The 12861-nt window shown below is 34.5% G+C and carries 11 protein-coding genes; 10 read left to right on the top strand and 1 reads right to left on the bottom strand.

Translation table 11 applies throughout. The features are described 5' to 3' along the window. The 7 genes from AC1EKL_RS08525 to AC1EKL_RS08495 all read left to right on the top strand — a co-directional run. A partial coding sequence (locus AC1EKL_RS08525; protein WP_480189711.1) for a peptidoglycan recognition protein family protein occupies positions 1-938 on the top strand: 938 nt, incomplete at its 5' end. Between the two features lie 192 nt (positions 939-1130). After that, complete coding sequence (locus AC1EKL_RS08520) at positions 1131-2567, top strand: NlpC/P60 family protein (RefSeq protein ID WP_480189710.1); 1437 nt, start codon at positions 1131-1133, stop codon at positions 2565-2567. A gap of 83 nt (positions 2568-2650) precedes the next feature. Next, complete coding sequence (locus AC1EKL_RS08515; RefSeq protein WP_480189709.1) at positions 2651-3175, top strand: hypothetical protein; 525 nt, start codon at positions 2651-2653, stop codon at positions 3173-3175. Between the two features lie 74 nt (positions 3176-3249). Next, positions 3250-4182, top strand: coding sequence for a glycosyltransferase family 2 protein (locus AC1EKL_RS08510; RefSeq protein ID WP_480189708.1), 933 nt, complete (start codon positions 3250-3252; stop codon positions 4180-4182). Beyond that, on the top strand, positions 4182-5189 hold the full coding sequence (locus AC1EKL_RS08505) for a glycosyltransferase family 2 protein (protein WP_480189707.1): 1008 nt from the start codon (positions 4182-4184) through the stop codon (positions 5187-5189). The genes AC1EKL_RS08510 and AC1EKL_RS08505 overlap by 1 nt, the downstream gene beginning before the upstream one ends. An 18-nt stretch (positions 5190-5207) precedes the next feature. Further along, positions 5208-6308, top strand: a complete 1101-nt coding sequence (locus AC1EKL_RS08500; RefSeq protein ID WP_480189706.1) for an AI-2E family transporter — start codon at positions 5208-5210, stop codon at positions 6306-6308. A 733-nt stretch (positions 6309-7041) separates the two neighbouring features. Then, entirely contained in the window at positions 7042-8028 is a 987-nt protein-coding gene (locus AC1EKL_RS08495) for a hypothetical protein (protein ID WP_480190278.1), read from the top strand. Positions 8029-8075: 47 nt separating this feature from the next. On the opposite strand, the gene AC1EKL_RS08490 is transcribed toward AC1EKL_RS08495, so the two are convergent. Further along, on the bottom strand, positions 8076-9266 hold the full coding sequence (locus AC1EKL_RS08490; RefSeq protein ID WP_480189704.1) for an LCP family protein: 1191 nt from the start codon (positions 9264-9266) through the stop codon (positions 8076-8078). 186 nt (positions 9267-9452) lie between these two features. Between AC1EKL_RS08490 and AC1EKL_RS08485 the strand changes: the two genes are divergently transcribed. From AC1EKL_RS08485 to AC1EKL_RS08475, 3 genes are all read left to right on the top strand, one after another. Next, the gene (locus AC1EKL_RS08485) at positions 9453-11033 is read left to right on the top strand and encodes a peptide chain release factor 3 (protein ID WP_480189703.1); all 1581 of its coding nucleotides are present in this window, start codon (positions 9453-9455) and stop codon (positions 11031-11033) included. Positions 11034-11043: 10 nt separating this feature from the next. Further along, positions 11044-12762, top strand: coding sequence for a hypothetical protein (locus AC1EKL_RS08480; RefSeq protein WP_480189702.1), 1719 nt, complete (start codon positions 11044-11046; stop codon positions 12760-12762). Further along, the coding region (locus tag AC1EKL_RS08475; RefSeq protein ID WP_480189712.1) for a KxYKxGKxW signal peptide domain-containing protein at positions 12746-12861 on the top strand (116 nt) is incomplete at its 3' end. The genes AC1EKL_RS08480 and AC1EKL_RS08475, both read left to right, overlap by 17 nt.

The following is a 12861-nucleotide window of genomic DNA, read 5'->3' as shown; positions in this document are numbered from 1 at the left end:
ATCCAAGCACCTATCAATTGGTTAAGAATAACTATGTGCAATCGCAATGGGGCCAATGGTACATGTTTGGCGATGATTTTAAAATCGTAACTGGTCCACATATGTGGCAAGGTTCAATGTATTACTTTGATCCAGATACTTATCAAGTTGTAAAAAACGATTACCGAGTTCCAGCTGGTGAAAAGACTGGATACCTCTTAGGCAGCGATGGTCAGGCTTTAACCGGCTTTCAGACTTGGCAGGGTACCCGTTATTACTTCAATCCATCTAATTATAAGTTAGTAACTAATAGTTATTTATACATAAATGGTATATTATATTATACTAATGATAGTGGATTTATTAATAACAGCTCATTTGAAAATGCTTTAAATCAATATATTGTAAGCAATCGCATTGGTTATGCTAATATTATTCAACACTATGTTATTCCTCAAAATACCACGGGAGCATACCGCGGAACTAACAATGGACTTCCAAATATGGTTATTGTTCATGAAACAGCCAACCCAAATGACAGTATTTGGGGAGAAATAAATTATGAGGCAAGTACTTACAATAAAGCATTTGTACATGCGTTTATTGATGGAAATAATATTATTGAAATCTCTCCAACGGATCATGAAGCATGGGGAGCTGGCTATCCTGCAAATAGTCGTGCAGTGCAGTTTGAACAAGTTGAAGTTCATGACGCTTGGAACTTTGCTCGGGAGATATCAAATGCTGCATATTATACAGCATACAATATGCATAAATACGGAATGACACCTTCTTTGGGTGGTACATTGTATTCCCATCAGATGATTTCACAAACATTTGGTGGCACTGACAATACAGATCCAGATGCATACTGGTCAAGAAATGCAAGCATGTTTGGTACTGGGTATACAATGAATGACTTTTACCAATTAGTTCAAGCTTATTACGCTGCAATTTAAATAATATTTTCGGTATCGAAATTTCTTGATACCGTTTTTTTGTTGCAATAATATTACAATGTTTTTGCAATCATTATCATTGATTAACATATGGTCCATATTTAAGACTTTCTAAACAAGTTGTGATAGATTAGAAAACGTTGAATGTTGAAAAAATAACGAAGAAATTTTGAAAGGATTGTTATTAACTTTATGGATTCTAAAAAGCATTTTAAATTATATAAGAGTGGAAAAAAGTGGTGTGCAATGGCAATTGCAACTACCGCCGCAGTTATTGGAATGACTGCAGCTACTCAATCCGTACAAGCTGATGTTACTGATGCTTCTGATAGTGTTCAGCAGGTTAACAATAATAACCAAGATGTAGTAACTACAAATAACAATCAAAATAATGAATCAAATACTCAAAACAATACTAATGTTGCAGATTCAAGTTTAACATCACAAACGCTATCGGTTTCTAATGTTAATTCTACAAAAAATGGTTGGTATGATGAAAACGGTCAAAAGGTTTATTACCAAAATGGTCAAACGGAATCGGGTCGTCATTATTCTCAATTAAAATCAATGGATGGTAGTGATACTCAAAATTATTATCTAATTGACAATGGTGTTGCTCAGTCAGGGCTGCAAGAATGGCAAGGGACCAATTGGTATTTTGACCCAGATACCTATCAATTAGTTAAAAACGAATATGTTGATCCTGATAACAATAATACGGGCTTTTTGACTAATAATGATGGAGCAGTTTTAAGTGGATTACAAAAGTGGCAGGGTAATTACTTCTATTTTAATCAGTCGACTTATCAACTAGAAAAGAATAATTATGTTGATCCTGATGGAAATAACAGTGGTTATCTCTTGGGATCAGACGGAATTGTTAAGTCTGGTCTTCAGGAGTGGCAAGGAAACCATTTCTACTTTGATGAAGGATCAAAAAGATTACAAAAAAATACTTATGTTGTCCCAGCGGGAATGAGTAATGGATACTTGTTAGACCAAAGTGGGATTGCGTTAACCGGCGTTCAAAAATGGCAAGGTACTTACTATTATTTTGATCCATCCAATTACCAATTAGTTAAAAACGCTTATGTTCAATCACAGTGGGGATCATGGTATCTTTTTGGTGATAACGGAATGATTGTAACTGGTTTAGCAAATTGGCAAGGTTCATTATTCTACTTTGACCCGAACACATATCAAGTTGATAAGAACATGGATGTAGTTGTTAATGGTGTTACCTATCATTTAGACAATAATGGATTTGCTACTGTTGTTAATAATGCTGCTTCTAAGGCAGATCGTGCTTTAACAATGTTAGGTACTCCATATGTTTGGGGTGGTAATACTCCTTCAGGATTTGACTGTTCTGGATTAGTTCAATGGGCATTTGGTCTAAGTTCAAATTATCGTACAACATATCAACAAACTAATTTAGGTGCTCACCATTATGATGTATATAATGCACCAAAGGGTTCCTTGGTGTTCTTTGGTAGCGATAGCGCACCGTATCACGTTGGTATCTCATTAGGAAACGGATCGTTTGTTCATGCACCAGAACCAGGCGACGTAGTAAAGACTACAAAGATGGCTTACTATACTCCAAGCTATTATATTGTAATGAATTAATAAGATTAATTAAAAGGTAACCTTTTAAAACTAATTTTGATATAATTGATTCAATACATGAACGATAACGAGAGGGGTAAACTATGAAATTACAAAAGATTATGATGTCAACAATGGCTGGGGCAATGGTTTTATCCTTAGCTGCTTGTGGAAGCAAGTCAACTACTGAGACTAAGAAAGATACAGCGGAAAGCAGTCGTGTTACCAAGAAGCATAATAGTAAAAAGGGTTCTATTAAAGTATCCAAAAAGAATGTTCAAAGTAAGAATACTAGTTCTAGTGACAATGTAGTTGTTTCCAAGAGTAGTTCTTCTACTAATACGACTATTAATGGTGTTAAGAACAGTGCTACAGCACATTCTGTAAGTCAACGTCAGACACAAACAATGACTGAGACTGATGCTCGCAATTTGGTTAAGGAACATTTAAGTAATCAGCGTGCTAACTCATTAGAAGCTGGTAATGGTGAACCAACTCAGCCGGCAGTAAGTGCAATTGATGGATTTAGTGCCACCCAAAATGGTACAAATGATTGGACTATTTCTGGTACTTATGGTGGTAAGACTTACACCTACCATGTAACGCCAAATGCAATTACTGGTGCCTAGAGATTGGTAAATAGTGTATAATTAATCGGTACAGTTTTGTACCGATTTTTTTATGATTAATGAAGAGGACAGGTATGGATACATTATCAATTGTAGTTCCTTGTTACAACGAGGAAGAATCAATCCCATTATTTTTTCCAGCAGTAGAAGAAGAAGTTAATAAAATTGGAAAATTAAAAGTTGAATATTGGTTTGTTAATGATGGGTCTGGAGACCAGACATTATATGAACTTAGAAAACTTCATGAAAGACATCCCGTTAAGGTTCATTATGTTTCATTTTCGCGAAATTTTGGTAAAGAGGCGGCACTATACGCTGGCTTACAGGCTACGAATGGTGACTATGTTGTAGTAATGGATGTTGATCTGCAGGACCCACCATCGTTTCTCCCTCAAATGATTCATATACTAAAAAATAGTGATTATGATTGTGTGGGAACTAGGAGGGTTGATCGAACCGGAGAAGCAAAGTTTAAATCGTTTCTAAGTAGTCAATTCTATAATGTTATTAATCGAATTTCTCAAACAAATATCGTTCCCGGCGCGCGTGATTATCGGATGATGACAAGACAGATGGTTAATGCGGTTTTATCAATGCAAGAATATGACCGTTTTTCTAAGGGGATCTTTAGCTGGGTTGGCTTTAAAACTAAATACTTGGATTATCATAATGTTGAAAGAGTTGCAGGAGAGACTGATTGGTCAACCTGGAAACTATTTAAATACGCAATGAATGGAATTGCCGACTTTTCTCAAGCACCTTTATCTATTGCGGTTTGGTTGGGGTCAGCTTCTTTCATTATGTCAATTATTGGAATTGTATTTGTTATTATTCGTAGAATTATAGAGCCAAATAGTAGTGTATTTGGGTGGGCATCCTTAGTTTGTTTAATTTTGCTACTAGGTGGTCTTCAATTGTTATGTATTGGGATTGTTGGTAAGTATGTTGGTAGGATATATATGCAAGTTAAAAATCGCCCAATTTATATTATCAAGGAGAAACAGTAATGCAAGAAGAAAATACACCATTAGTCAGTGTTATCATTCCTGCTTATAATGTCGATCATTATATTAAGAAGAGTATAAGTTCAATATTACGTCAAACCTACCATAATATTGAGGTGGTAGTAATTAATGATGGATCAACAGATGGAACTAAAGAAATAGTGTCTCAGTTAGCGAAGGAAGATACTAGAATTAAATTGTATTCTCAAAGTAACTCTGGGGTTGCCGAGGCGCGAAAGCAAGGAATAAACTTTTCTCATGGAAAGTTTATTTCTTTTGTGGACCCTGATGATGTTGTAACTTCAGATTATATAGAGTACATGTTTAGTTTATTAAAAAAAAATGATTTTCAATCTAAAATTGCGCTATGTACTTTGAAAGATATATTTAGTACAGGTACTATTATCGATCATGGTGATGGAACGGAGAAAACTTTATCTAATAAAAGTGCATTAGAAATGATGTGCTATAACGATCGTGTAGACACTTGTTGTGTCGCAAAGCTAGTAGATCGAAATCTATACGAAAGTCCTGAATTTGTAGGTTTTCAAAAAGGAAAATTGTTTGAAGATATGGGGACAACTTATTCTTTGTTTGAACAATCCCCAACAATTGAATGTGGGTTCACATCAAAATACAAATACTTTATTCGTAATAATTCCATTACAACAAGTAAATTTAATGAAAAAAAACTAGATTTACTAGAGATGACGGATCAGATGGCCAATAGTGTGAATAAAATGTTTCCTGACCTTGAGAATGCTACTTTAAGAAGGCAGGCGTATGCTAGATTTAGTACTTTAAATCAGACGTTAAATACATCAAACATGAAAGTAAAATCCGCACAGAAATCTATGGTGAAATTTTTAGGAGATCATCGTAAGCAAGTGTTGAGCAATCCTAAAACGCCGAAGCGCGATCGGATGGCTTTTCATATGCTTACTTTTGGTTTGCCTTTTTATAAATTCTCTTGGAAACTATATTTAAAATTTATAAAAAAAGCTAATTAATGTATAGAGGGAAGAGTAATGAAGTTAAATAAGCAGCCAATTATGTATTGGTCGTTAGAGCTATTAATTTTATCCCTATTAATCTGGGTTTGTACAAAGATCGATTTTATCTTCCGACCAATTTTAATTTTCATTTCGGTTGTCTTTGTACCGGTTATTATTTCGTTATTTTTATATTATATGTTACGACCGATTTTGAAGCTTTTTCTAAAGATAAAAATTGGTAAACATCGAATGCCACGAAGTATAGCAAGTTTACTTATTGTTGTTATTTTGCTTCTTTTAGTATGTGGAGTAATTGCTGCGGTAATTCCATCCATGGTTAATGAACTGACGCAAATTGTGAAAGGACTACCAACAGCAGCTAAAGAAACTCAACGGTGGTTAATTCGCTTATCGCATCACTCTTGGCTTCGTGGAATAGATTTTAATACATATTATAAACAGTTAAATGATCAATTATCACAATCGTCACAAACCATTTTGAAGGGAATCACCAATCAAGCAGGTACTGTTATTAGTATGGTTACTAGTACGGTAATTGTTGCAATTACAGTGCCGGTCATGCTGTTCTACATGTTAAAAGACAGTGATAAGTTTGTACCAAGTGTTCAGAAATATTTTTCAAAAGAACACGGTGAAGAAATTGCTAAATTACTCCATCAAATGAATGCCACACTTTCATCATATATTGCAGGACAAGCAATTGAATGTATCTTTGTAGCCGTAGCAACAAGTATTGGATATTTGATTATCGGACAACCAGTTGCGATTGTATTAGGATTAATTGCTGGGCTAACAAACATGATTCCATATGTTGGTCCATATATTGGAATTGCACCAGCACTTATGGTTTCATTAGCGATGGCTCCTAAGAAACTTATTTGGGTCATTGTAGTAGTAATTATTGTTCAGCAGATTGATGGAAATATTATTTATCCGAATATTATTGGGAGAACGTTACAGATTCATCCTTTAACAATTATTATGTTGCTGTTATCAGCAGGTAACATTGCTGGGATTCCAGGTATGATTTTGTGTATACCATTTTATGCAGTTGTAAAGACAATTTTTAATTATATTTGGAGTATCTATAGGATTGAAAATAATAAAAATTAATTCATTAAAAATTTATGTTGTAGATATAATAAAATGGGATAAGGGTTAAATTTATGCAAAAATACAAAAGATTAGTAGTTGTACTATCTATATTTTTATTAATGAGCATGGTATGTATTTTCTGGTGACGATCTTAGATTTCATATTAATCGTATTAAAGAAATTTCAATGGGGGGGGGACACTACCCGCTAGTTAATTTTCATACTTTTAATCAAGTGGGTTATGATATTAACACATTTTATCCTGTAATTACGCTGTATCCGTTCGCAGCAATCTTCAAATTAGTTCATAATCAGGTTAATGCATTCTATCTTTGTCAGTTTATTTGTGTGTTCTTTACACAAATTACCTGGTTTGTATCGGGTAAACTGTTGAAATATAGTAGCTTAAATAGCATCCTTTTAGCTTTTTTATATACATTTTCTGGATATATGCTATTTGTTAATTGGTATGCATTTGAGTTAGGTGAAGTATTATCTTTCATGGTATTGCCAATTTTATTAGTTGCTTTAACTGCCGAAGTGAATGATCGAATTGTATCAAAGTATGCACGTAATAATAAAGGCTTTCTATTATTATTAAGCTTGACCTGGGTAACTTATTCTCATTTTTTAACTACCTTATTGTGTATTATAATTTCACTAGTTGTATTTGTATTTGTGCTTATTAAAAATAATCTAGATAGAAGAACATTATTCAGAGATGTAAAGTTGTTAATTATTTATATGCTTTTTGGGGGTAAATTTTTTAAATGCATATTTACTAGAAAGAATAAAAGGGCCAGAACGATATTTTACAACTTTAGGTATTCAACAACTGTTTGAAAATAGTCTTTCTAATACTTTACTATCCGGAAATGTCCAACCCACTAAAGTGGTTAGCGTTGGACTAATATTAATGATTGGCATAATTATAATGGGGTGCCATTACCAGATTTTAACAAGGTTTGAAAAGGTAATGCTAAACGTTGGAGTTATTTCACTTATTTTATCTACTAATCTATTTAGTTGGAACTTAATTAATAAGGTATTGCCTAAAATATTAGTATTTCAATCGTCATTTAGGTTTTTAATTCTTACTGTCTTGGCTATTTCGGTTGGACTTTCTTCATTTATTAATTTGAATAAACATAATCTGGTCATTCTTTCGTTAATAATATTTATTTTTAACATTACAGCAATGACGTCTTTTACAGAAGGCGGGAAGCTTCAGCCAGATTTTGAAGTAAAGGCTACGCTCAATAATGAACCACAATATGCTAATTTTAAAGTTAATAAACACACTTTTTCTAATTTGTTTAATGGCTATTATGGGGAAACTGGAGGGCCTGCTGATTATCTTACTACTCAACAAATTAGACACTTTAACAGTGTTGCTAATCATAAAATAATAGTGGATGGTAAAGCAGTTGATCATTCTCAAAGGTTTATTACCAATGGGGTTGACTATGTAATTAAAGTTAATCAACAAGTAAATGTTAATTTACCCATCTATAAGACACATTATAAGTATCTTATCTATGACAATAATAGAAGGGTTAATTACAGAACTAGTTCAAGAGGTACCTTACTTATAACACATGTACACAGGGGTAAACATCATATTAAAGTAAGAGTTAAACCTACTATAATGTTTATGTTATCTATCATTACTAGTTTAATAGGGATTATTTCCATTTTAATGTTGAAATTAAAAAGTATTAATGTAATTGCCAATTAAAAAAGTCACTTAGTTCATCTCTTATGAGATAGGCTAAGCGACTTTTATTAGTATTGAAATAAATTACTATTAATTGTAGATGTTGTTGTCGAGCTACCGCTATCAGGGACGTTATATTCCGCACTACCAGGAAGCTTGAAGTCAGTATGGTTATATCCATCATAATTTGTTTGCATTCGATATAGCCTAGTTTCGTGATTATCAACGGTAATTGGATCAAGCCCTAATTGTTTGCGAATGATCTTAGAAATTCGATTGATTTCTTTTGGACTCGCAATTTGGAACGAAGCGCCATCAATGGTTGCGTTCTTTCCTTGGAAGTGATAGGTCTTGACATTGTTCATTGCTGGACGATAGTTACCGTAGAGAACAGAAATACTATCTAATGGAATATTGGTTTTTACACCATCTTTAACAGCAGCCAGAATCTTATTAACTGCACTTACGGATCCAGAAGTCTTGAACTTATGAATAACATTGGTCATGATTTGTTGTTGCCGCTTTTGCCGTCCGTAGTCATTGTTTGGATCATCATAGCGCATCCGTGAATACTTCAAGGCAAGGTTACCATTTAAGTGTTGCTTACCCTTTGGAAAGTGATGCCCTTCATAATCAAAAGCGAATGGGTTATCAACGTCCACACCGCCAACAGCGTTAACAACTTTCTTCAAAACTCCCATATTTACTACAGCATAGTAATCAATCGGAATTCCAAGTAGTTCTTTAACTTGCTTGACGGTTTGCTTGGGTCCACCAATTGAATATGCAGCGTTAATCTTAACGTAGTCAGCACCCTTACTCGTATTAACCCTAACTAAAGTATCACGAGGAATACTGGTCATCGTGATTGACTCTTTTTTGGGGTTCACAGTAATGACTTCCAGGGTGTCAGTATTCCCACCGGAGTTTCCTCGATTAAGAGCACCAACGTCAGTCCCCATCGCTAAGATAGAGACTGGTTTTCCTTGGGCTAGCTTTTTATCAACTTTCCCATCACCGTTCGTAAAAACACCCTTAGCAGTATTATGAAGTTGATGATACTCATAACCGCCAGCTATAAAAAGCAGTACACAAATGATGGCGACAATCCGCCAAACCCACTTAAAACCGCCCTTATGATGGTGGACATATGGGGGACGATGATCAAAGTCATCATTTAATTTATGGTGTGCTCGTTGGTCGATTTCTTCTTCAAGGTGACGTCGGTATTCGGCCCGCGTTTCGTGTTCGTGATTCATATTCGACAACCTCTGTTTAAATTTATAATTACCATTTATATATTAACTTTCTAACCTTAGCAAATCAATGCGTTGTAGTCAATTTTAGAAAGCAGTTTTTAAGAATTATGTAACACTTTTCTTCTATTATAGAGTCTCTAAATATGGTAATATTAGAAAGATAATGCTTGAAAGGACGATTAAATAATGACAACAGCAAAACAATTAGCCGAAGCTGTTAATAAACGCCGGACATTTGCGATTATTTCGCACCCAGACGCTGGTAAAACAACCATTACCGAGCAAATGCTACTATTTGGTGGTATTGTGCGGGAAGCTGGAACGGTTAAGGGACGTGGTAGTAGTAATTTTGCTAAGTCTGACTGGATGGAAATCGAACAAAAGCGTGGTATTTCCGTTACATCTTCCGTGATGCAGTTTGATTTTGAAGGCAAACGGATCAACATTCTAGACACCCCTGGGCACGAAGACTTTTCTGAAGATACTTACCGAACTTTGATGGCCGTGGATTCAGCGGTCATGGTAATTGATGGGGCAAAAGGAATCGAACCACAAACCCGGAAATTATTCCAAATTTGTAAGATGCGGGGCATCCCAATCTTTACTTTCATTAATAAGTTTGATCGGGATGCGCGTGATCCATTGTATTTAATGAATGAAATTGAAGAAACCCTTGGTATTGAGACATATCCGATGGATTGGCCAATCGGAATGGGACGTCAGTTCATGGGTGTTTACGATCGATATAACAAACGGGTTGCATTGACCCACCCCGCGGATGAGGATAGCCCATATCTGCCACTCGATGATGATGGCCAAGTAATTGGTGACAATCCCTTAGTTGATGAAGGCGAGTGGAAGGATGCCCTAGACGGTATGGAACTGATCGAAATGGCCGGGAACGAGTTTAGTGAAGAAAAAATCTTGAAGGGTGATCAGACACCTGTATTCTTTGGCTCTGCTCTGACTAACTTTGGGGTACGGACTTTCTTAGAAACGTATCTAAAGTATGCTCCAGCACCAAGTACGCACAAGACTGAAGATGGCGAAGAGATTAAACCATTAGATCCTGAGCTATCTGGGTTTGTGTTCAAGATTCAGGCAAATATGAATCCGCGTCACCGTGATCGGATTGCCTTTGTACGGATTTGTTCTGGTGAATTTGACCGTGGTATGGATGTTACTTTGGAACGAACGGGCAAACCAGTGCGCCTATCTAACGTAACGGAGTTTATGGCTAATACTCGAGAAAATGTTGAGAAAGCCGTTGCTGGGGACATTATTGGATTATATGACACTGGTAATTTTCAGATTGGTGATTCCATTTACACCGGTAAAAAGGATATTAAGTTTGAAAAATTACCGCAATTTACACCTGAACTATTCATGCGGGTTTCGGCTAAAAATGTAATGAAGCAGAAGTCGTTCCACAAGGGAATCAACCAATTAGTTCAAGAGGGGGCAATTCAATTGTTCCAAGGATATAATTCAAATGATTATATTCTCGGGGCAGTTGGGCAATTGCAGTTTGAAGTCTTTAAGTTCCGGATGCAAAACGAATATAATTCAGAAGTAGTCATGGAACCAATGGGGAATAAGACAGCGCGTTGGATTAATCCAGACCAATTGGATCCAAAGATGTCATCCTCACGGAATATTTTAGTTAAAGACATTAACGGCGATCCACTGTTCCTATTTGAAAATCAATTTGCCGAAAATTGGTTCAGGCAGAAGTACCCGGATGTTGAGTTGACGGCGAAGTTGTAGGAGATTTTAAATGGTTAGAAAAGTATCATTTTATATAACTTTACTTTTGGCATTCATTGGTTTCCTATATATATTTCTTAGTCAGTTGTCTAATGGTCTATATTTAATTGGAGATACATCTTTTCATGTTAGCAGAATATATGATGTTAGGCAGTCATTCTTGAACCATAATATACCGCTTTGGATTAATTTCCATTCTTTTTTTGGTTTAGGACAAGCAATCAATGGTATGTATCCAGATATTTCTTTATGGCCATTTATACTATTAACTTTGTGGATGCCATTTCATACTCAAATTATTGTAATAAATGGATTAATCTTTATACTTACTTTTGGTGTAACATTTGTTACTTTAAAAAATCATAAAATTAACAGTAAGGATGCAATTTTAAGTTCTATCATTTATGCTTTTTCTGGATACTCCCTATATATTTTTATTTATGAATTTCAACCGGGAACAGCAGTAATATACTGCTGTTCATTTCCAATTTTATATTTTGTTAAGGATGTTTTAGAAACAAATACCATCGACCCTAAATTATTTATTAGGGGTGCGTTAATATTTACTTTAATTTTGTACTCTCATTTATTAAGCGTTGTTGTGTTTGCATTAGTTTTTGTTATTGCGTGGATGACGAATATTATTGTTCAAAATAGAATAAACTTCTTTACGTTTATCAATATGTTTTTTTCCAGTTGCCTAGCGTTAATTTGTAGTATTCCAATAATTTACAGAATCGTTCTTATAGAGAAAAGTGGGATCTCTGCGCCTTTTGGGAAAGGACATGTTACTGCAGAAAGTTTTATGGATGTGTTTATTCACTCTGACATAGTTGCTAGAACTTCAGTATCATTAATTGCCCTTTCATTTCTTGTAATAGTGTTATGCAAAAATGGAAAAGATAACGAAATTATTTCAGCTTTATTAGTTGAATTTATGATGATTTTAATGTGTACCGACATAATACCATGGACTATATTAGGAAAATTGCCATTGCTTAGTATGCTTCAATATACTCCTTGGCGATTTGGTATTTGGTTGAGTGTAATTCCCTTATATGCATTTTTAAGAACGAGTTGGGAGCATAATCAATTCAACATAGGGGGGGTAATTTTAATAATATTTGCAATTATTGCAGTTATCTCCAGTGTTGGTAAATTTCATGATGCTAGTAGTAATGTTTCAAGATTAAATAATGATGCTGCAGCTGTTTCTTATTTTCATTCCAGTAAATTTAATAATATCTATAATCGAATTCTCATAAGAGATTATTCTCCAAATGGAAGCAATGATGTTGGAAAAGCAGATAGGGTTAAAAATTATACAAAGAATATGGCAATAGATCCTACTGTAAAGGTTAAGCAAGATAGTATTAAGTTAAGAAGAAAACCTATACAAAATGGTGTAATACTTTATTCGACTGCAGGCAAGAGCATCGGTAAAACTAATTATGATCTTAAGTTACCAATATATGGATATAAATCGTTATTAAATCAATATACCATTAGTATAAATGGGAAGAAAATTGCAAAAGGTAAATATAGTGTGTCTAGTGGTTGGCTATCCTTAAAAGATGTGAAAGAAAATAATATTAAGAACGTTAAAGTTCAGTTTAATAATCCTAAAATATACTCCTTTACACTATATTTCTCTATTTTTGTGTTATTTGTATTAATAATTATTCTTGGTAGCATGAAAGGAATTTTTGAGAATGAAAAAGCACTATAAAATGTACAAAAAAGGAAAGATTTGGTGTTATATGGCACTGGCGACCATCGCAACCGCGACTGGTTTAGCATTTAGTCACAGTAATGTCATGGCGGATAG

It is taken from the genome of Limosilactobacillus sp. C0001E2 (assembly GCF_056590915.1).
The sequence above is the reverse complement of the archived record's forward strand: the minus strand, read 5'-3'. Positions and strand labels throughout refer to the sequence as shown.

Coding starts and splice junctions, on each gene's coding strand:
- AC1EKL_RS08520 (WP_480189710.1), top strand. CDS start 1,131: ATGGATTCTAAAAAGCATTTTAAATTATATAAGAGTGGAAAAAAGTGG.
- AC1EKL_RS08515 (WP_480189709.1), top strand. CDS start 2,651: ATGAAATTACAAAAGATTATGATGTCAACAATGGCTGGGGCAATGGTT.
- AC1EKL_RS08510 (WP_480189708.1), top strand. CDS start 3,250: ATGGATACATTATCAATTGTAGTTCCTTGTTACAACGAGGAAGAATCA.
- AC1EKL_RS08505 (WP_480189707.1), top strand. CDS start 4,182: ATGCAAGAAGAAAATACACCATTAGTCAGTGTTATCATTCCTGCTTAT.
- AC1EKL_RS08500 (WP_480189706.1), top strand. CDS start 5,208: ATGAAGTTAAATAAGCAGCCAATTATGTATTGGTCGTTAGAGCTATTA.
- AC1EKL_RS08490 (WP_480189704.1), bottom strand. CDS start 9,266: ATGAATCACGAACACGAAACGCGGGCCGAATACCGACGTCACCTTGAA.
- AC1EKL_RS08485 (WP_480189703.1), top strand. CDS start 9,453: ATGACAACAGCAAAACAATTAGCCGAAGCTGTTAATAAACGCCGGACA.
- AC1EKL_RS08480 (WP_480189702.1), top strand. CDS start 11,044: ATGGTTAGAAAAGTATCATTTTATATAACTTTACTTTTGGCATTCATT.